The following is a 19,395-nucleotide window of genomic DNA, read 5'->3' on the forward strand; positions in this document are numbered from 1 at the left end:
TTTAAGGTAACAATTGCACAATACTGACACTCTAACATTCAAATTGCTAAATATTCTGTTTGTGGTATTTTCACTGTTCTTTCTGCACACATGTTACTCACTTGATGCAGATGTTTCAGCAATTGACTTAAATCGCTTCATTGGAATTCTTACAACATATAAAATAACAACGGCACTAGCAGTTTTTTTACTCTTTAAGATTCTATTTATGGGAGAACTTACCATAGTGATCTTGTCGGTTTTTGTGCTTAATATCTTTTATAAGGTTTTTTCCTTATTCCTAGTTGAGTACGACAAAATTATTCTCCTTATGGCCGTTATCTTCTTATTAGTTTCATATAATATGATCCTGTTATTAAAAGAAGAATTAGCACAGGCCATCTTTAAGCCAATCTTTACAAGAGAAAATTTCAATTTTGATGGCTTCTGCTCACTTGAAGGGAATGTCTACTTATCTTCTGGTTCTTGTTTACCTGTTAAGGTTTCTAACTGTGATGATAAAGGTATCGTTATTTATACTAGTGAGAAAATATCTAAGGGCGAGAAAGTAGAATTTGAGTTAGAATATGAAGGTAAGAAATTTATTGATAATTTTTGTGTCGAATTAGTTTACCCAGGTGGATATGGATTAAAGTTATTATCAACTGTTGAAGATAATAATTATAACTGGATTACACTTTATAATATTTTGAAACGTCGAGGAATAGTTTCATTATAATCTAGGAAGGATCATTTAATGTTTAAGTATTTAATCATCTTATTAGTTTTTATTTCATGTAACTCTAACAAATCACCGGAAGGTGTTTTAAGAAGCTTTATTGAAAAAAGACTTAATGACGAAATTAAAGTGGATGATTTAGAGGACTACTTAACAGGAAGCCTACTTGAGGAATACACTCAGGCATTAAATGATGATCCAAAGAAGCTAAATGAAATGTCTAAATTTGAGAAGTCTCGTTTGTCTATTGTATACAAGAACTGTTCAGGAGATGAGTGCTCAATCACATATTCAGTTTCTTATGACGATGAGGCCACTGATGGGAAAACAAAACAAGATGTCTCAATTTCAGTTAAAAAGATAGCTCTTATTATTAAAAAGGATGATAAGTGGTTAATATCAGATATTAGTGATGTGAAGTCATTTTACGAATTTAAAGAGACTGACGTTCGTTAAGATATCTTCTTTCCTTACCGATAAGTAAGGCGTGAAAAGCGGTAAAATCTTAGATCTTTCATTTGAGAAACTTGTTGGTGAGACTTTCAATTTAACAGAAAGTGCCAATTCTAATGCTCATCAACTAAATTATATTTCAGAAATTAAGTCATATCGACTTTGGATAGGCGCTACATTTGTCGATTTCCCTCAAGGTCTTTCCTTTATAGATGACCTCAAAAAAACGAGCTTTATCGAGTTGAAGCTTTATGACAAGGCCCTTAACGATGGCCTAAAAGAAGTTCTCAATACCCATGAGGACTTGGTTGTTTATATGATGGATGAAGATATTTTTATTGAAACAAAAGAATATGAAGAAATAAAAAAAGCGGCTTAGAAGCCGCTTTTTTTTATAGTGTATTGTAGTAATTTTTAAGCATTAATGCATCATCTTCTAGGTTTGGTGAGTTACAAATCATGTATCCACCACAACCATTTTTCTTAAGTGACTTAAGAAGGTCTTTCCAGTTGAAGTCAGACTTCTCAAGGTTAAGGTGTTTTAGATCACCTTTAGAGTTAGTGCTGATTCCTGAAATATGAATGTGCATATTTTTAACTGAGTCTTCACCTAATTCTTCTTTTAGTTTTGCAATTACCTCATCAAACTCTTCTTCAGAGTTGTACTGATTAGTACGTGCATATAGGTGAGAGAAGTCCATACATGGGCGACAAGAGTCTACATTCTTCGTTAAGCTGATTAGCTCTTCTAGTGAACCAAACTGTGAAGTCTTTCCTGTTAGTTCTGGACGTAGCTCAATTTCGATATCAAGTCTGCTTAGTCTTTCTTCGATTACATTCATTGATTTTTCAACTAAGTCGAATACATCATATGGAGAATCTTTCATGTAGAAAGCTGCGTGGAAAGTCATTGATTCTGCACCACAAAGGTCAGAGATCTTTGCCGTTTGAATGATTCTTTCAACTGAAGAATCAATCTTATCCTGCTCTCTAGCATTTAGGTTGATATAGTATGGGCCGTGTGAAGTTAATGGAACGCCTAGCTCATATGATACTTTTCTTAGATTTGAAGAAACTTCTTCCTTCATTCTTACGCCGTGTGCAAACTCAAGTTGCATACAATCAAGTCCAAGTTCGTGAATTCTTTTAACACCTTCTACTGGATTGTTCTTTTTAACTGTAGAATTAGGAACACCTGCTGTACCAAAAAGTAGCTTAGTATGCATTCAAAATACCCCTTCTGCTTATATTTAAAACGTTAATGCCTTGTGTATCACAATTAAGGATTCCACAATAGTCGCACTGCAAAATTTAGTGCCTGGCGCTTCATATATATGCGCTTTTGTCTAACTGTGATTCAGATGACTTATAGCCGGATTTTGGATTTGGGTCTATAATTAGAGAATATCTTGTAAAAAAAATAGGGACAAAAATTTGTTTAGTGTATTAATTTCATATTTATTAAGTCTTTTTATCATCTTCATTCAGGTATTTTTCCTGGCCGGAGGCTTCATTGTATTTAGTACGAACCTACATATTTCGAGTTCGATCACTCTAGCTACATTAATTTATGTAATTTCATTTACTTACATTATTCCTTCTATTGTTTTATCTAGACTAAACCCAATTCGGTTAGACAAGAAGGAACACGTGGCCATTTTTAATAAAATAAATGGACTTCACTTCAGAGGTAATAAGGGGAGATTGAAGTTCTTTGAGAGTAAGAGTGCTCCATTTTTCGTAATGGGAAGCCTTCTGGGTTCGGGTTACGTCATTATAAACTCTGCAGTTATAGAGAACCTGAGCCCCTCTGAGATGGATAAATACTTAGAGGCAGAACTCAGCTTTAACGAAACAATTAATGCAAAAGTATTAACTCACATATTAATCGTTCTTCTATTTTGGCGTGGCATTTTTAACTGGATTTTTAAGCTTGCTAGAGCGGAGGCCGTTTTTCGCTATATGTTTGCGGTACCGAGGCGATTATTTAATCGACTTTCAAATAGCTTCAAAAGTTACCATTATAAGAAACACGAGAGTGTGGATATGAGGGGTGTTGCTCAAAAGGTAATCTACTTAGAAAATGCAATGATTAATGATGTTCATTTCAATGTAGCCTCGACAACGATGTGGTCAATTCTTCGTTCGCCAGATGCAATGGATGAAAGATTTCATCAAAGTGAGTTACTATGAAGAACTTTTTTAAGTACTTCAAAGATTTAGATTTTACCAAATACTATCCAGCGCTTTTTACAGTCGTCTTTTTATCAGTGCTTTTTCAATACAAATTTCAGTCCATTGAAGCGATCTTCTATGATTTAAGACTTAAGTTAGACATGACTCTTGTTCATGATGACAATATTGTATTAATTAAAATTGACGAAGAAAGTGATGAGTTCTTAGGTGAGAGCTATCCATATACTTATACAACTTATTTAAAGTTATTTAGGAAAGTCTTAAAGGATAAGCCGGCCATTATTAATTTCTTTGGTGATTTATCGGCTCCTTTAAATGAGAGAGAGGCGGCTTCTTTACAATCACTCCACGATGAAATTAAGGCCTATATGAAACAAGGTGGGCTTTATCGCTATGGATCAGAGCTTGATTCTTGGGGGGAGCGTCTTCCTCCACAAGAATTAAGAGACCTCGGCTATTCTCCAGCAGTGGTAAATATTGATAGTAAGCTATTTGCCAAAGATGATGTTGTTAGAAGAATGGTTCTAAATATTTCGGGAGAAGAAACACTCGATTTTTGGACGGCCAACGAATGGAGAATTATTAATAATGAAGAACCATTGGTACTAAATAAACTAAAGAGTGCTTACTATATGCCAGAAGCTGATGCGAGTTTTAGTCTATTTCGCTATCCTCTAAGGTCACTTGAGCATCTTGAAAAACTACCGGTGCATAGAGTTGTTGTAGGTAATATTCCAAGTGGTTACTTTAATGGGAAAGTTGTTTTAATTGGCCCTGCATATATCTCGAACTTAAGGCATTACGCGAAGACTCCTTTCGATAAGGATCAGAAACGAACATCTAAATTAGAAATTCACGCCAATATGACTAAGGCGTTAATGGAAAATCAATTGATCTATTCAATACCTCTTTGGGTAACGAAATTGCTTTCAATGCTAATTGGTATCGTCTTATCAATTGTGATTTCTAGGATTCAACCTGCTAAGGGTCTACTTATTACTTTTGGGATCATTGTTGGAACAGTTCTATTTTCTTATTTAATCTTTCTGCTCTTTGGGCTCTGGCTTTATATTACCCATATCTTATTAACTGTCTTTGTCGTTTATTATATTTGGGTACCTTTTAGGGCCATCGGTGAGTACCAAAGGCGATATAAAATACAAGAAGAGACAAAACTCTTAAAAAGGGTTGAAAACTTAAAGCAAAACTTTATCTCTTTAATGAGCCATGACTTAAAAACACCTGTCGCAAAAATTGCTGGTGTTGCAGACAATATGTTGCAACGTAATCGTGGAGGGGAAACCTACATGCACGATGGCCTTAAGACTATTATTGATTCGACAAAAGAACTTAATAATTTCATTACTTCGATTTTAGACCTAACAAAGGTTGAGTCGCGAAATATTTCTCTTAATTTACAAAGTAAAGACGTCAATAAGATCATCGAAGACTGTGTGAATAGCTTAACTTATTTAGCTCGCTCTAAAGAGATGACTATTGAGACAGAGCTTGGCCCGCTATTTCCAATCGAAATTGATGTGAGCTTGGTTAATCGAATTGTTTCTAATATTGTGGAGAACTCGATTAAATATGCTGGAGAGGGAAAGGCTATTAATATTAAGACTTGGGATGATGATACTTGGGTCTTTATTGAGATATCTGATAATGGTGTTGGTATGGACCAAGACGATGTCGATAATATATTTGAGAAGTTTTATCGGGTTAAAAATGATGCATCCCATATTATTAAGGGGAGCGGTCTAGGTCTTTATCTGGTAAAATACTTCGTAGAACTTCATGGGGGTGAAATTTCTGTAACATCATCACCTGGAGAGGGAACTAGTTTTCTAATTAAATTTTTGAATAAATAAATGGAGTGCATATGCATAAGGTTTTAGTTGTCGATGATGATAAAGTTTTACAAACCTCAGTAAGAGAGGCCCTTGAATTTCATCACTTTGCAGTAGATGTTGCTGACAACGGAAAAGAGGCGTTAAGTGCAGTTTATAAGACTAAGTACGACTTAGTTGTTATGGACGTAAACATGCCTGAGATGGATGGTATTGAAGCATTAACGGAAATCAAAAAACATGACCCTTCTGTTATCGTTATTATTTTAACAGCTTATTCTAATGTTACGGACGCTGTTAAGGTCGTAAAAGAAGGTGCCTACAATTATTTAGAAAAGCCAATTAGTTCTGATAACTTAGTCTCTTTAATAAAGCGTGCCCTCAAGGCCCGTTCATTAGTTGAAACGGTAGGGTTTTCTGCACCAGTTCTTTCACTTGGTGATACAAAGAATAAATTTGTTGGCGAATCAGATGTAATGCAAAAAGTTTTCAATGTTATTGGAAAGCTGGCGCAAGTTAATACACCTGTTTTAATTCGTGGTGAGTCTGGTACTGGTAAGGAACTAGTTGCTCGTGCAATTCACTTTAATGGACCAAGAAAAGATGAGAAGTTTGTGACGATCAACTTAGCGGCCATACCTGAAAACTTAATTGAGTCAGAGTTGTTCGGACACGAAAAAGGTGCTTTTACTGGCGCTAATGAAAGAAAGATCGGTAAGTTTCAGTTTGCAGATGGTGGAACTTTATTTCTAGATGAAATCGGTGATGTTTCCCCAACGATGCAAGTAAAGCTACTTCGAGTTCTTCAGGAAGGAACTTTCACTCCTGTAGGATCAAATAGAGAAATTAAAGCGGATGTTCGTGTTATTGCGGCTTCTCACAAACCATTTGAAAAAATGATTGAAGAAGGAACATTTAGAGAAGATTTATTCTACCGCTTAAATGTTCTTCCTGTTTATTTACCTCCTTTAAGAGAAAGACACTCTGATATTCCACACCTAGTTGATTACTATGTTAAGTATTTTAACAACGTTCATAATCTAGAAATTAGTGGCCTTGATGATGAGGCGATGAAAATTATGCAAGGTCATGATTGGCCAGGAAATATTCGTGAGCTTAGAAACGTTATTGAACACGCTTTCATTATTGAAAGCGGCGATATCATTAAAGCAACGTCTCTTCCGGATAAAATAAGAAAGTCAGTTACTGTAGAAAATGTTGTCGAAGAATCACAGGCAATTATTGATTATGATGAAATTAAAGACTCTGTACTAACTGATGCTGGTCAAGATGAACAACTGATTGCAAGTGCTCAGGGATATCAATTTGTATTTGCAACAAGTGAAGTTGACGGTGAACTACGACTTAACTTTTCTCAAGCTAAAGATATCTTTGAAAAAGAATTTATCATTCAGGCGTTGAAAATTAACAATGGTAAAATTAATCAAACAGCACTTAAGGCAAATATTCCTAAGAAGACTCTTCTTAGGAAGATTGAAAAGTACGAAATTAACCCTAAGGAATTTTATAAATGAATCGAATTTGGCAAATGACACTACTAATTGTTGGAATTCTTTTCTTAGATCAATTCTCTAAGGGGGCAATTCAATCTAGTTTTAAGTTAGGGGAGACACTTACTGTTATCCCTGGTTTTTTTAACTTAACATATGTGAAAAATCCTGGTGTCGCGTTTGGGATGGGAAGTGAATTTCCAGATGTCATCAGAATGATCCTTTTTAAAATTTTACCTGTAATCGCATGTTTCTGGTTTGTTTATCTAATCTGGGATTCTAGAAGAAAGAGTTATATGCTCTGTCTCGCTTATTCTATGATCTTTGCAGGTGCAGTGGGAAATCTTATTGATCGCATCTCTTTAGATTATGTGGTTGATATGTTCGATTTCTATTATAAGGGATGGCACTTTGCTGCATTCAATGTAGCGGATGCATCAATATCTGTTGCGGCAGGTATTTATATTATTGATTATTTTTTAACTGAAGTTCGTGGAAATAAGAAGAGTGCTCAAGCCTAGGCTTAAGCGCTCTCTTCTTCTGTATTTGATTCTTCGCTTGGTTTTTCTTTTGTGATTCCGTATTCGTTGTGTAACTCATTAAGTGACTCTTCTGAGACATAAAGTTCTGACTTAAGAGTTTCACGTCCCCAAATAGCAAAAGCATCATTATGCTCATACATTGTAATCGTTTCCCAAGGACAGTCTTGAGAACAGTTTTGACAACCGATACATCTTGCAAGATCGATTTCAACTGTTTGATTAAATTGTGGGTTCGTTGGATTAGGGCCTGGAACTAGTTCAATTGAATCAACCGGACAACCTTGAATACAGATCTCACAACCTGTACAACCTGACTGGTGAACAACAGCTAGTAGCTTTGGACCTTTCTTACCCTTACGTGCTGGCTTAAAACGTGCCGAGTGGTAAGGATTCTCCACTAAAAATTTAACATCTTCGCTCATTAGCAATTCCTAATACTAAGTTAATTAGCAGTATTTTAACGTATATCAACGCATCATAAAAGGGATTTTTGCCTGATTAAAATACATTAGGTATAGTCCTTTAGCAATATTGAAAGATAAAAAGCTTGGGTAAATAATTGTTTTTACCTAACGTGATATCAGAGGTTTACAGTGAGAAAATTAAGATTTGTCACAGCGGCCAGTTTATTTGACGGCCATGATGTATCAATAAATATTATGAGAAGACTTCTACAGTCAAAGGGTGTGGAAGTTATTCACCTAGGACATAATCGCTCTGCCCAAGAGGTGGTCGATGCTGTTTTACATGAAGATGCAAATGCAGTTGCCATGAGTTCATATCAAGGTGGCCACAATGAATACTTCGCTTATGTTCGCGAACTTCTCGATCAGGCGGGTGCCACAAATGTTCGTATCTTCGGTGGTGGAGGTGGTGTAATCACTCCTAAGGAGATTAAGGCCCTTCACGATAAAGGTATTACGAGAATTTATTCTCCAGAAGATGGAATGAAATTAGGTCTTGAGGGAATCATTGATGACATGATTGAGAGAGCAACTCACTCAACACTTGATGGATTCAAATTGGATGCTAAGGCGAAAGATCTACCAAGGACTCAACTTGCAAAAGTTATAACGGCCATTGAAGATGGTGCTGAAATTGAAATCCCTTCTTCGGAAAAAAATATTCCAGTACTTGGTATTACAGGAACTGGTGGTGCAGGTAAGTCATCTTTAATTGATGAAACTCTTTTAAGATTTCACCGCTTCTATCCTGAAAAGAAAGTTGCACTAATTTCAGTTGATCCAACGAAGAAGAAAACTCAAGGTGCGCTTTTAGGTGACCGTATTAGACTAGGTTCTGCAAACTTTGAAAACTTCTATATCAGATCTCTTGCAACTCGTGATTCTGGGACAGAGCTTTCTCCGCAAATTAAAAAGACAGTTAATTTTCTAAAGGAGCAAGACTTTGACTTAATCATTGTCGAGACTTCTGGTATTGGTCAGGCTTCTGATGAAATTACAAAAATTTCAGATAAGTGTGTCTATGTGATGACTCCTGAGTATGGAGCTGCAACACAGCTTGAAAAAATTGAAATGCTTGAGCAGGCAGACTTTGTTGTTTTAAATAAGTTTGAAAAGCCTCGCTCGGAAGATTCTTTAAGAGATATCAGAAAACAATATCGTCGCAATCATCAGTTATTTGCTGGGCATCCAGGTTCTCCAACAGATGAAGAACTTCCAATTTTTGGAACAATGGCATCGAAGTTTAATGATGTAGGTGTAAACGCTTTATTCCAAGCTATTGCGCAGACATTTGATTTTGATCAAGCTCCACTTGAGGGAATTGTTGCAAATCGTGCAAGTAATGATAAGACAAGAATTATTCCTGCTGAAAGATCGCTATACTTAAGAGAAATTGCAAAAGCTTCTCGTGATTATAATCATGAAACTGAAATGAGAATGGAAAAGCTTCGTGATATCGAGGCCCTTGAGATAACAAGCAAGATTGTTCCAAGTAATGAAGTTGATGCAAAGCTTGCTCAACTAAAGTCAGAACTTGGTGAAGATGTTGAAAAAGAAATCGAACAATTCCAATCAGTAGTTAAACAATACCAAGACGGAACTTTCACATATCATGTACGTGATCGTGAATTCAAAGTTGCGACAAAATATACTTCTCTTTCTGGCTTAGATGTTCAAAAAGTAGGAACACCGAGATTCTCTTCTAAAGTTGATCAGTATCGTTTTATTAGAGATGTTAATATGCCTGGGTTCTTTCCATTTGGTGCGGGAATTTTCCCATTCAAACGTACTGATGAAGATCCAAAGAGAATGTTTGCTGGAGAAGGTGGGCCAGCAAGAACGAATAAGCGTTTTCACTACTTATCTAAAGATGATAAGGCCAAACGTTTATCAACTGCCTTTGACTCAGTAACTCTTTATGGAGAAGATCCAGATCTTCGTCCAGATATTTTCGGAAAGATTGGAGAAGCTGGAGTATCAATTGCAACAGTTGAAGATATGGAACTACTATTTGATGGTTTCGATCTTTCTGATCCATATACATCAGTTTCGATGACGATCAATGGACCAGCTCCGATTATGTTAGCTTTTTACCTAAATACTGCTTTAAGACAAAAGCTTAAAGGTGATGACTACTACGATACTGAAAAACGTCTAGCAATTCTTCAGCAGATTCGAGGGACAGTTCAAGCTGATATCCTAAAAGAGGATCAGGCGCAAAACACTTGTATCTTCTCTCTTGAGTTTGCACTTAAGATGATGGGAGATGTTCAAGAATACTTCTGTCAGCAAAAGATTAAGAACTACTATACAGTTTCAATCTCTGGTTACCATATTGCTGAGGCAGGGGCGAACCCAATTACTCAAGTTGCATTCACACTTGCAAATGGTTTCACATTTGTTGAATACTACCTTGCTCGTGGGTTAAATATTGATGAGTTCTCACAAAACTTATCTTTCTTTTTCTCAAACGGACTTGATCCAGAGTACTCAGTAATTGGACGTGTTGCTAGAAAGATTTGGGCAATCACAATGCGTGATAAGTATGGTGCAAATGATAAGTCACAAAAGTTCAAATACCACATTCAAACTTCTGGGCGTTCACTACATGCTCAAGAAATTGACTTCAATGATATCAGGACAACACTTCAGGCTTACTTAGCACTATCAGATAATTGTAACTCTCTTCATACTAATGCTTATGATGAAGCAATTACAACTCCAACTGAAGAGTCAGTAAGACGTGCTATGGCAATTCAGATGATTATTAATCGTGAGTTCGGTTTAAATAAATCTGATAACCCAATGCAGGGGGCTTATGTAATTGAAGAGTTAGCGGACCTTGTTGAAGAAGCAATCTTAGCAGAGTTTGAAAGAATTTCTGATAAGGGTGGTGTTCTTGGTGCAATGGAAAGTATGTACCAGAGATCAAAAATCCAAGAAGAGTCTCTTTATTATGAGACACTAAAAGACTCTGGAGAGCTTCCTATCATTGGTGTAAATACTTATATTGCAGACAATATTGATGAACAACTAAATCAAGAAATTGAACTTTCTCGTTGTAGTGACGAGGAAAAGAAAGGCCAAATTTCTCGTTTAAATGATTTCAAAGAAAGAAATGCTAATAAATCTGATGAAGCGTTAGATAAGCTAAGAGCTGTTGCACTTTCTGGTGGAAATATTTTTGCAGAGCTTATTGAAACAGTTAACTATTGTTCTCTTGGACAGATAACTAATCTACTTTATGAGATTGGTGGGAAGTACAGAAGGAATATGTAATGAAGAAGTCTAAGATCTACACTCGTACAGGTGATAAAGGTGAAACAAGCCTTGTTGGTGGACAACGAGTCTCAAAGGCCAGTGCTCGTATTAATCTTTATGGAAACTTGGATGAGTTAAATAGTTTTGTAGGTCTTTCACTTTGTTATATTGATGTTTCAAGAGTTAAAAATACTTTTAATTCAATTCAAGAAAACCTTTTTGTTCTCGGTTCTAACTTTGCAACCCTTAGAGAGGACCGAGACAATTTCAAGCTTCCTAAATTAAGTATCGAAGATATTCTTCACCTTGAAGGTGAGATCGATTATTTTGACTCAGTTGTTGATCCTCTAAAATATTTTATTCTGCCTGGTGGAAGTGTTGCCGCTGCTAATGTTCACATTTGTCGTACTAAAACAAGGCAAGTAGAAAGAGAAGCTGTAGAATTAGGGGATGTCGATCCAATCGATTTAGAGTATTTAAATCGACTTTCAGATTATTTCTTTATCGTAGCGCGATTTTTAAATAAGCATGAGAATATTCAGGATATTCCATGGGTTCCGAAAAAAGATTAGAGTATGTTTACTTAAAGAACTTTAAGATTTTTGTCATGACAGTTTTATCTTCTGGCTCAACTCTCTTCTTCTTGGTGACTTTCTTTTTTGTTCTTTGTATCGGTTGCTTTTTGTTTACTTCGGCTTTTACTTTTTGTTTTTCTAGGGAAAGATTATTTAAGGCCAAAAAGCCTGTTTGATCAGCAAGGGCCGTTGAAGTTTGTGTATTTTCATGAGCATCTTCATTTGGATCGATTGGTCGAGTTAGAAATTTATACTCAATATCCGTTAGATCATTTAAATCGATACAGATAATACAATTTCCAATGCGAATTGTTTCGTAAATATAAAGACGTTGATCACTTGTGACTTTCTTATTGTTAATAAAGGTACCATTAGTTGAGCCTAGGTCTTTAACAACAATTTCCTTATCTTTATAAGTAATTTCGAGATGTTTAGATGAAATTTTTGAGTCATCGATTGAAATATCAACTGACGACTTAGAGCGTCCAAAGCTTAATTTAGGTTTAATAAGAACCTTAGCTTTATTTTCACCGCTCTTAATAATCAATGAGATAGACATTGTTTCTTGCTCCTATATAAAGTATATCATCAATATGATATAATTTAGGTGTTGGTCATTATTACCTACGTAATATTAGAGGTTTATATGAACGAGTTATTAAATGTGACGCCAAAAGCAGTTGCGCAAATAAAAAATATTTTTACGAGTGAAGATCGCTCAACACAAGACTTCGGTCTGCGCTTAGGTGTAATTGGTGGTGGATGTTCAGGTCTTTCTTATAATATCGATTTTGATGCCCCAAAAGATTCGGACAATATTATCGAATTAGATGGGATTAAAATTCTCGTGGATCCAAAATCATCAATTTATTTAAGTGGTATCACTCTTGATTTTAAAGATGGCCTTAATGGAAAAGGTTTTGTTTTCGAAAACCCAAATGCAAAGAATACTTGTGGTTGCGGTGAAAGCTTTAGTGTTTAGGCTTTACTTTTAACTTTGGTTCTTTTCTTTAATTGTTCTTTTCTTTTTTCCTCTTCAAGGGTGAAGCGAAGGGTCTTATGAATATTGGAAATATTCTCTCCCCAAGCATTAGGTTCGTCCTGTCGAGAAAATTTAGAAAGCTCTAAGTTATTTAAAGATTTTTGATCTAGTCTGATACTAAAATTCCCAGCTGTAATTACATCGTATGTATATAAAGTGATTTCTTCCTCGATGCGTCTTCCATTAATATGGGTGCCATTCTTTGAGCCTAGATCTTTGACTAGAATTTCATCACCATCGAATAATATTTGAAAATGGACTGAAGATACTTTTGAGTCATTTAAGAAAATATCAGCATCTTCTTTGCTTCGGCCAAATGTTAAATTTGGTTTTAAAATTACAATATATGACTCTTGCTTTGATTGAATTTTGAGTTTAACGGCCATTTTATATCCCTTTTTTGAAATTGTATCACTTAATGTAATTAAATTATATTTAATATTATTTACCGCCTATGATTAATGACTTGTGTTGTGGAGCGGTAAAAAATGTTGGCAAGGGTCTAGTAATTAGAAAAGCTGTGAAGTAAATTATTGATATGATGATTGATGATACATATGTAAAAGAACAGGTTTATGAATTCTTCTTCAGTGAGAATACTTTCTCATTAAATGGACATAGTGTTTATAAATTCATCGGTGATGAAACAAGAGACTATTTACAAAGGCAGATTACTGCAGATGTCGCCAAGTTAGAGAATAGTGGGACTCTTGCCTGTCGTTTGGATCGAAATGGTCGGGTGTTTTCTTTTTTCTATCTTGTGAATATTGATCAGGCTTTCTATATTATCGTCGATTCAAAAATTGCAGATGAAACAGTTAATGAGTTAGAGAAGTTCATCATTATGGAAGATATAACGATTAAACATACTCAATTAATTGCTGCACTATCGTCACGTTTTAGTGAAGGTTTTGTTCCAATTAGTATTTTTGATAATGAAGGTTATATTGGATTTATAAGTGAACAGTTGCCAATAACAGATTTTCATAATCAGCTATGCGTCTTAACTGGATGGCCGCAGCTAGATGTTACAGTTGAGCGCACTAACTTAATTAATGAAACAAGATTAAATGAATTTGCTATCAGTTATAATAAAGGGTGTTTTCTAGGGCAAGAAACAGCTTCTAAAATTGAAAGTCGCAGAGGGGCTGCTCGTTATCCAGTGCTATTAATCTCCAAGAATCCAATAGAAGAGGAAACTATATTAAAGGATAAGAAGGTAAAGGTCCTTAATTTTGTTAAGTCTGATGATTTTTACTTATCTGTGGTAAGAGTCCCTCGAGATTTATTGATTAATGGTTTAGAAATAGAATATGACGGAGGCACAGTTCGTATACTTACATATCCAATTATTAAAGAAGATAAATTGGAAATAAGTGAGCACTATTTTAATAAAGCCGTTAAGCGATTTCATCAGGGTGAAGTAAATGAGGCTATCATGCTCTTAGATCAAGTGATTTCTTTTAACCCTCACTATGCAGACGCCTACGAGTCAAAGGGTGTTATTCTAGGAAATAATGGTGATCATCAGAAGGCCATCGATGTTATGGATGAGCTCTTAAAAGTTGATGAAAACTCTGTGATGGCCCATACGAATAAGTCACTCTATCTTATGAAATTAGGCAAGATCGAAGAAGCTGAAGAAGAGAAGTCTCTTGCGACTGTAGCTTCATTTAAGCGCTTTGGAGATGAAGCTAAGTTTAAAAAAGAACAAGAAGAACGAGAGCGTGCCGAAAAAGAAGATCGTGCTCGTCGTTTTGATATGTTTAATAAAGTATTGGCCATTGATGAGAATGATGTTGTCGCCAATTATGGCCTAGCTGATATTCACTTTAGTAATGATAAGTATGATAAAGCGATGGAACATATTGAAGTTGTTCTTAAAGAAAACCCTAAATACTCAGTTGCTTACCTTCTAAAATCGAAGCTCTTATTTAAGCAAAAAAAATATGAAGAGTGTCTAAGTGTTATTGAAGAGGGGATGCCTATTGCAACTTCTCAAGGTGAGTTAATGCCCGCAAATGAAATGCAGGCATTAAAATCTAAAATCTCAAAATTATAGTTAATAATATTCGTTACGTGCCGCTAGAAGTTCATTTTTTAGTTCTTCTACGGCATTAGAATTTAAACACTTTTCAAGTGCAAAAATATGCTCTCGATGAGAGTCAACCATGGCCTTGAACTGTAGATAAACCTCATATCCTTCAGGAGAAACGATTTCTTCCTTATATGCCTTTTCTAAATCTTGTTCGCAAAACTGCAGCATATAGTACTCTTCAATAGCTCGTTCCTGAATTTTTCTAAATTCAGATTCACTGAAATCATGATCTGTGAGACGCGAAAGTGAAGAGAATAGTTCTAGTGCCCAGTAAAACGTCATATAAGCGTGATAAATGCCCCTTATTGGCCTTAGAGCTCGTCTCCATGGACTGTAGTATATTTTTTCTTCAAGCTCTTCTAAGAGCTCTTCTTGATTCAAATAGCTATTTAAAACATGATGACCATTTTCATGAAGCAGGTCATCCATTAGATCCATATCGTCTCTATCGTATGTATTAATAGATGAGTATCCAGGAAGTGTTTGCATTGAGTAGCTAACGATACCTTTTTCATTTATTGGAATAATAGTTTGTGTAAACTCTTTAAAAACCGTAAAAAGTTCAGGAGTATATTTTTCAAGTCTACGATAGGCCTTTTCAATCTTGGCCGTCATTTCTTTTGACGTGTTCTCTAGCTCTGAATAGAAGATAATTTTAAGCTCATCAATATCTGAAACAACAGCAGCTCTCTTTTGTGATTTTTCATTAAGTTTAGCTAAAACCTTGTCTTCAAGATTATTAAAGATAATTCGTTGGCCATTTTGATAAGCAGATAAATTATCATCTCCAAGTTCTGGGACATTTAAGTACGTAAGATCGCTAACGATTTCTTCTTCAATGTGAATGTTGAAAAATGCGATAATATTGTCTTCTAAAACTGTAACAAGCTTTTTGGATTCAGCTAAAAGGTCCTTTGATTCATTAAGTGAGTTTAAGAATACCTTTGCTAAATTACTATCATGCCAGAAATTAAATATGGCATCTTCAGACTCACTCATTTCAAAATCTTCACCAACTTCAAATTCACTATGATAAGAAATGATTTCTATAAGTGCCTCAATAAGGTTGAACCAATAGAAGTTGAGGTTGGAGTAATTATCAAGCTTGTGAGAGAAAATGGCCTCTTTATAAAAGCTTTGGAATTTTTGAGAGAGAAGTTCATTTTCATCTTCGTTTACACGCGCATCTTCACGATAAAGGGCCAGGCCTTCAAGATATGATTCTTTAAATGCATGATTGTTTTGAATGAAGTGATTAAAGTTATTCATAAGATATCCATAAGTAAAAATTCATTACAGATATAACACTATAACAAGATAAGATAAATTCTTATGATACTTAATGTGAATATATGGGGGATTTAAAAGCGGATACAAAAGAATGGCTGGGATGGCGAGATTCGAACTCGCGACCAATAGATTAACAGTCTACTGCGCTACCGCTGCGCCACATCCCAGCAATCTTAAGTAGTTAATCTTATAAACTCGTTTTTTCAAATTGTAAATATTTTCTTTTATGGGAAAAATATTTAGTTTTGCCTAACTTGTTGAATTTATTGAAGCTCAATTAAAATTACTAAATTTTTTTTTTCAAAAACCGACAAGTAAACTCAGATACTGAGGTAAAATAACAGCTATGATGACTCAAGGTAACCTAATTCGTAATTTATTAAGGGTGTTAACACCAGAGGAAGTCTCTGACTTAACAACTCTTGGTGATGCTTCTGCAAAAGATGCACTTACGGATTTATTACTTGCTCAAAACCGCGGTGATAAGATTTCTTACTCACCTCATGGCCTTGCTAAGGTCATTCCTTTTCCAGATCGTTTTGAAGCTTCACAGGCGCCTGCATTAGATCCTGATGAGGAGATTGTGACAGGGCCTAGAGTCGATCAATTCATTAATCAATTTGTCACAAAAGTTAAATTTGAATCAGGTAAAGTTCATCCTGGTGCAAAGCCTGTTGAGACAAGTACTTTCATTTTGAATGAAAAAGAAAAATTTAAAACAGTTTACACTCGATTAAAGAGTCGAGAAGTTTTAGATTTGTATGCAAAGAATTCGGTTGTGGATCTTGAACAAGAGAGAAAGAACCGAAGAGACCTGTCAAAGAATTCTTCGACAGGCGTCCTCGTTAATAAGAAACATTATTAATCTGCTAATCCTTTAATATTTCCACTTGCACTTGGAGAATCAATCTCAAGTGTTGCAAGTTGATAGACACAGTGATCAACAGTAGCAACAGCTGCTGGACGATAGTTTCCAGAGTTCTTTACACCACCAAATGGTAGTTTAGAATGTGCGCCAACAGTTGCGCGGTTTAAGTTTACTAAACCAGCATCAATATTATTCACAGCGTGCTTAAAGCGAGCGTGATCTTTAGTGAATACAGAAGCAGCTAGGCCGTACTCAGTTGAGTTTGCGATATTAATTGCTTCATCAAAATCACTATATCCTACAAATGTAACGTTAGGGCCAAAGATTTCATTTGCAAGGAAGTGACTCTTTGGAATTAACTTATCTGCATAGTGAATTGAAGGAGAAACATAGTAACCTGGAGTTTCTCTTTCTAATTGCTTCCCACGCATAACTTCTTGTAGGCCTTCTCTTTTGGCCATGCCCATAAATAGGAGATACTGATCAAGAGATGCTTGATCAATTAATGGCCCCATAAATGGTTCAACTTTGTGATCAATTGGATGATCCACAATGATTCTCTTCGCTAGATCATGGAAGCGCGAAATAAATTCGTCTTTAATTGAGTCATGAATTGCAACTAGGCCTGTTGAAGTACAACGTTGACCAGCAGTTAAGTATGAACCAGTTAATAGCTCTTCAATTGCATAATCAAGATCTGCCGTCTCATCGATGATTGATGTGTTCTTTCCTCCAAGTTCTAGAGAAACTAGTTTTGAAAGATCTGTATGAGTTGTTTCTAGAATTTTTTGTCCGACTTCTTTCGATCCAGTAAAGAAGATACCTTTGATTCTCTTATCTTTAATAATTCTTCTTGCTACTTCTCCATCACCTTGAACAAGGTTAACAACACCCATTGGGAATTTTGCTTCGGCAAGACATTCAAACATTAACTGTGCTGAGTAACATGTTTTTTCACTTGGTTTGAAAATAATTGAGTTACCAGAGATTAAGTTTGCTGTGATTTGTCCGTTTGCTAAGTGACAAGGAAAGTTAAATGGTCCAATGATAAAACTTGGCCCAACTGGTTTGTAGTAAATATGAGCATTAGTCCCTGGAGCAATACCTTCCATATTCTTCGTTTCAATCCTAGGAAGAGATGCCGCGATCGTCACATCAACTTTTGCAATTAATGCTGCCGCTTCTGTGCGAGCTTCCCAAAGTGGTTTCCCCACTTCAAGAGCAATTGCTGTCGCTATTTGATCTTGCTTTGTCTTTAGTACTTCTTGATATCTTCTTAGGGCCTCAATTCTTTCTTCGATGGAAGTATTACGCCAAGTTTGAAAACCCTTGTGGGCAGAATCGATTAGCTCTTCGATATGAGCATAATTTACATTCAAATTCCAAAGTGTCTTTGTCGTATCACTTGGACACTCTCGAGTAATAGTTCTGTCATTTCTTAGATTTGCTGAATCATCAAACGCGATAAATTCATTGTTATAAAATGATCCTTTTAGTTGAAACATATCTTCTCCTTAGATCGCCATTATTGTTTTAACTGCACCATCCTCTAATCCAAATGATGATGGTTCATCTACAGTTAGTATATCATTGTTTAAATTACCTTTTAGGCAAACAACTTCAAATTCTTCATTATCAGTTAGAACGAGGTAGAATTTAGGTGAACTTGTTTTACCTTTCTTTATTTGTGCTTGTTGAATTGTCTTAACGGGCTTTATATCATCTAGTTGACATCGATAGTGAGGGCCACCATCAAAAGGGTCAACTTCGTGAGTATATTTGAATCCAATAGACTCAAGCATTCTTTTAACAGGTTCAGTATCGGCACCGACTTTTCCAACCGCATCTCTTGCTTCGATTGGTAAAAGTGTTTCGTAGATAGTTCCTGAAGGGAAAAGGCTAAGAATAAATTCCTTATTCTTACGACTCAGGACATCGGCATCGTGATATTCCATATTTAAGAATCGTCGTCCGATAGCTTCCCAAAGTGGTGATTTCCCATCAGCATCAAACGGAGGCATAAGCTCAGAGTGAATAGTTTCTTTAAAACGATCCTTATTAAGTCCCATGTAAAGAAAACGTGAAAAAGATAATACTTTTCCAAGTTTAAATGGATTACCTCGATATGTAGGATCGAGGATAAGGCCACCAATCTCCGTTGGCCCGTCTGTATCATAGCCAAGTTTAAGTGTGCCGTGGATAAAGCCAGTATTAATTGATTCCGAAAATTTATTTTCTTGTCCTACTTTTAAATAAAAGTGAGGCTCTTCTTCATCACCGTGTCTTGCGTGAATCATTGAGCATCCAATAACACGAGAAGATTCAAGATCTTCCAGAACAAAAATGTAATGATCATTTGAAAGATTATCACTTTTTTGTTTGAAAGATCTTAGTGAGCTTTCTATTTTTGAGCTAATTAGCTCTTTGTCTGGGGGAAGGTTAATAAATGTGTAGAGACCTGAAAGGTCATACAAGTCTTCTAAGTCATCTGCTCTTACGGGTCTAATCTTAAACATCTAATCTTCCT

General features: G+C 35.6%; 19 protein-coding genes and 1 tRNA gene. 12 read left to right on the plus strand and 8 right to left on the minus strand.

All coding sequences use genetic code 11. From position 1 onward, the window contains the following. Positions 1–61: 61 nt before the first annotated feature. The 3 genes from ABMA76_RS12385 to ABMA76_RS12395 are packed head-to-tail and all read left to right on the plus strand — an operon-like array spanning position 62 to position 1,550. Positions 62–718, plus strand: a complete 657-nt coding sequence (locus ABMA76_RS12385) for a hypothetical protein (protein WP_392909598.1) — start codon at positions 62–64, stop codon at positions 716–718. Between the two features lie 18 nt (positions 719–736). After that, a complete protein-coding gene (locus ABMA76_RS12390) occupies positions 737–1,174 on the plus strand; it encodes a hypothetical protein (RefSeq protein WP_392909600.1) in 438 nt (145 codons plus the stop codon). A 31-nt stretch (positions 1,175–1,205) separates the two neighbouring features. Then, positions 1,206–1,550, plus strand: coding sequence for a hypothetical protein (locus tag ABMA76_RS12395; protein WP_392909601.1), 345 nt, complete (start codon positions 1,206–1,208; stop codon positions 1,548–1,550). A 13-nt stretch (positions 1,551–1,563) separates the two neighbouring features. Here ABMA76_RS12395 and ABMA76_RS12400 read toward each other — a convergent pair whose 3' ends face one another. Then, positions 1,564–2,397 carry a TIM barrel protein gene (locus tag ABMA76_RS12400; protein WP_021267579.1) on the minus strand — a complete coding sequence of 278 codons (834 nt, stop codon included), beginning with the start codon at positions 2,395–2,397 and terminating at the stop codon, positions 1,564–1,566. Positions 2,398–2,821: 424 nt separating this feature from the next. Between ABMA76_RS12400 and ABMA76_RS12405 the strand changes: the two genes are divergently transcribed. Genes ABMA76_RS12405 through lspA form a run of 4 tightly spaced genes read left to right on the plus strand, consistent with a single transcriptional unit; the run spans position 2,822 to position 7,249 of the window. Beyond that, entirely contained in the window at positions 2,822–3,364 is a 543-nt protein-coding gene (locus ABMA76_RS12405; RefSeq protein WP_392909603.1) for a hypothetical protein, read from the plus strand. Next, positions 3,361–5,238, plus strand: a complete 1,878-nt coding sequence (locus tag ABMA76_RS12410; RefSeq protein WP_392909604.1) for an ATP-binding protein — start codon at positions 3,361–3,363, stop codon at positions 5,236–5,238. Before ABMA76_RS12405 ends, ABMA76_RS12410 begins: the two co-directional genes overlap by 4 nt. 11 nt (positions 5,239–5,249) lie before the next feature. Further along, entirely contained in the window at positions 5,250–6,752 is a 1,503-nt protein-coding gene (locus ABMA76_RS12415) for a sigma-54-dependent transcriptional regulator (protein ID WP_392909606.1), read from the plus strand. Continuing rightward, positions 6,749–7,249, plus strand: coding sequence for a signal peptidase II (gene lspA, locus ABMA76_RS12420; protein WP_392861487.1), 501 nt, complete (start codon positions 6,749–6,751; stop codon positions 7,247–7,249). The genes ABMA76_RS12415 and lspA overlap by 4 nt, the downstream gene beginning before the upstream one ends. A gap of 2 nt (positions 7,250–7,251) precedes the next feature. On the opposite strand, the gene ABMA76_RS12425 is transcribed toward lspA, so the two are convergent. Beyond that, positions 7,252–7,692 (minus strand): indolepyruvate ferredoxin oxidoreductase subunit alpha, encoded by a 441-nt coding sequence (locus ABMA76_RS12425; protein WP_392909607.1) that lies wholly within the window; start codon positions 7,690–7,692, stop codon positions 7,252–7,254. A 171-nt stretch (positions 7,693–7,863) separates the two neighbouring features. Here ABMA76_RS12425 and icmF point away from each other — a divergent pair, with 171 nt between their 5' ends. Next, positions 7,864–11,013 (plus strand): fused isobutyryl-CoA mutase/GTPase IcmF, encoded by a 3,150-nt coding sequence (gene icmF, locus ABMA76_RS12430; protein WP_392909609.1) that lies wholly within the window; start codon positions 7,864–7,866, stop codon positions 11,011–11,013. Then, on the plus strand, positions 11,013–11,567 hold the full coding sequence (locus tag ABMA76_RS12435) for a cob(I)yrinic acid a,c-diamide adenosyltransferase (RefSeq protein ID WP_392909610.1): 555 nt from the start codon (positions 11,013–11,015) through the stop codon (positions 11,565–11,567). Before icmF ends, ABMA76_RS12435 begins: the two co-directional genes overlap by 1 nt. A 7-nt stretch (positions 11,568–11,574) precedes the next feature. Here the strand turns inward: ABMA76_RS12435 and ABMA76_RS12440 are convergent, their stop codons facing one another. Then, positions 11,575–12,129: an FHA domain-containing protein gene (locus ABMA76_RS12440; protein WP_392909612.1), complete on the minus strand. Its 555-nt coding sequence runs from the start codon at positions 12,127–12,129 to the stop codon at positions 11,575–11,577. 87 nt (positions 12,130–12,216) lie between these two features. On the opposite strand from ABMA76_RS12440, the gene ABMA76_RS12445 reads away from it, so the two are divergent. Continuing rightward, positions 12,217–12,552, plus strand: coding sequence for a HesB/IscA family protein (locus ABMA76_RS12445; protein ID WP_392909613.1), 336 nt, complete (start codon positions 12,217–12,219; stop codon positions 12,550–12,552). On the opposite strand, the gene ABMA76_RS12450 is transcribed toward ABMA76_RS12445, so the two are convergent. Next, positions 12,549–12,998: an FHA domain-containing protein gene (locus ABMA76_RS12450; protein WP_392909615.1), complete on the minus strand. Its 450-nt coding sequence runs from the start codon at positions 12,996–12,998 to the stop codon at positions 12,549–12,551. The genes ABMA76_RS12445 and ABMA76_RS12450 overlap by 4 nt on opposite strands. A gap of 152 nt (positions 12,999–13,150) precedes the next feature. On the opposite strand from ABMA76_RS12450, the gene ABMA76_RS12455 reads away from it, so the two are divergent. Then, a complete protein-coding gene (locus ABMA76_RS12455; RefSeq protein ID WP_392909616.1) occupies positions 13,151–14,674 on the plus strand; it encodes a CDC27 family protein in 1,524 nt (507 codons plus the stop codon). Here the strand turns inward: ABMA76_RS12455 and ABMA76_RS12460 are convergent, their stop codons facing one another. Continuing rightward, positions 14,675–15,979: an aKG-HExxH-type peptide beta-hydroxylase gene (locus tag ABMA76_RS12460; RefSeq protein ID WP_392909618.1), complete on the minus strand. Its 1,305-nt coding sequence runs from the start codon at positions 15,977–15,979 to the stop codon at positions 14,675–14,677. Positions 15,980–16,092: 113 nt separating this feature from the next. Next, positions 16,093–16,167: transfer RNA gene (locus tag ABMA76_RS12465), tRNA-Asn, on the minus strand. A 179-nt stretch (positions 16,168–16,346) separates the two neighbouring features. On the opposite strand from ABMA76_RS12465, the gene ABMA76_RS12470 reads away from it, so the two are divergent. Continuing rightward, a complete protein-coding gene (locus tag ABMA76_RS12470) occupies positions 16,347–16,865 on the plus strand; it encodes a hypothetical protein (protein ID WP_392909619.1) in 519 nt (172 codons plus the stop codon). On the opposite strand, the gene ABMA76_RS12475 is transcribed toward ABMA76_RS12470, so the two are convergent. Both ABMA76_RS12475 and ABMA76_RS12480 read right to left on the minus strand, forming a co-directional pair. Beyond that, complete coding sequence (locus tag ABMA76_RS12475; protein WP_392909620.1) at positions 16,862–18,373, minus strand: aldehyde dehydrogenase family protein; 1,512 nt, start codon at positions 18,371–18,373, stop codon at positions 16,862–16,864. The two genes, ABMA76_RS12470 and ABMA76_RS12475, sit on opposite strands and share 4 nt — an antisense overlap. Positions 18,374–18,382: 9 nt before the next feature. Beyond that, positions 18,383–19,384, minus strand: a complete 1,002-nt coding sequence (locus ABMA76_RS12480) for an arginine N-succinyltransferase (RefSeq protein WP_392909622.1) — start codon at positions 19,382–19,384, stop codon at positions 18,383–18,385. Positions 19,385–19,395 lie beyond the last annotated feature (11 nt).

This window comes from Halobacteriovorax sp. ZH5_bin.2 (assembly GCF_043196375.1).
GTDB lineage: Bacteria > Bdellovibrionota > Bacteriovoracia > Bacteriovoracales > Bacteriovoracaceae > Halobacteriovorax_A.

What these genes read in the sequence shown, in the direction of transcription:
- ABMA76_RS12390 (WP_392909600.1), top strand. Translation starts at nt 737, where the DNA reads ATGTTTAAGTATTTAATCATCTTATTAGTTTTTATTTCATGTAACTCT.
- ABMA76_RS12400 (WP_021267579.1), bottom strand. Translation starts at nt 2,397, where the DNA reads ATGCATACTAAGCTACTTTTTGGTACAGCAGGTGTTCCTAATTCTACA.
- ABMA76_RS12410 (WP_392909604.1), top strand. Translation starts at nt 3,361, where the DNA reads ATGAAGAACTTTTTTAAGTACTTCAAAGATTTAGATTTTACCAAATAC.
- ABMA76_RS12415 (WP_392909606.1), top strand. Translation starts at nt 5,250, where the DNA reads ATGCATAAGGTTTTAGTTGTCGATGATGATAAAGTTTTACAAACCTCA.
- lspA (WP_392861487.1), top strand. Translation starts at nt 6,749, where the DNA reads ATGAATCGAATTTGGCAAATGACACTACTAATTGTTGGAATTCTTTTC.
- ABMA76_RS12425 (WP_392909607.1), bottom strand. Translation starts at nt 7,692, where the DNA reads ATGAGCGAAGATGTTAAATTTTTAGTGGAGAATCCTTACCACTCGGCA.
- ABMA76_RS12435 (WP_392909610.1), top strand. Translation starts at nt 11,013, where the DNA reads ATGAAGAAGTCTAAGATCTACACTCGTACAGGTGATAAAGGTGAAACA.
- ABMA76_RS12440 (WP_392909612.1), bottom strand. Translation starts at nt 12,129, where the DNA reads ATGTCTATCTCATTGATTATTAAGAGCGGTGAAAATAAAGCTAAGGTT.
- ABMA76_RS12445 (WP_392909613.1), top strand. Translation starts at nt 12,217, where the DNA reads ATGAACGAGTTATTAAATGTGACGCCAAAAGCAGTTGCGCAAATAAAA.
- ABMA76_RS12450 (WP_392909615.1), bottom strand. Translation starts at nt 12,998, where the DNA reads ATGGCCGTTAAACTCAAAATTCAATCAAAGCAAGAGTCATATATTGTA.
- ABMA76_RS12455 (WP_392909616.1), top strand. Translation starts at nt 13,151, where the DNA reads ATGATGATTGATGATACATATGTAAAAGAACAGGTTTATGAATTCTTC.
- ABMA76_RS12460 (WP_392909618.1), bottom strand. Translation starts at nt 15,979, where the DNA reads ATGAATAACTTTAATCACTTCATTCAAAACAATCATGCATTTAAAGAA.
- ABMA76_RS12470 (WP_392909619.1), top strand. Translation starts at nt 16,347, where the DNA reads ATGATGACTCAAGGTAACCTAATTCGTAATTTATTAAGGGTGTTAACA.
- ABMA76_RS12475 (WP_392909620.1), bottom strand. Translation starts at nt 18,373, where the DNA reads ATGTTTCAACTAAAAGGATCATTTTATAACAATGAATTTATCGCGTTT.
- ABMA76_RS12480 (WP_392909622.1), bottom strand. Translation starts at nt 19,384, where the DNA reads ATGTTTAAGATTAGACCCGTAAGAGCAGATGACTTAGAAGACTTGTAT.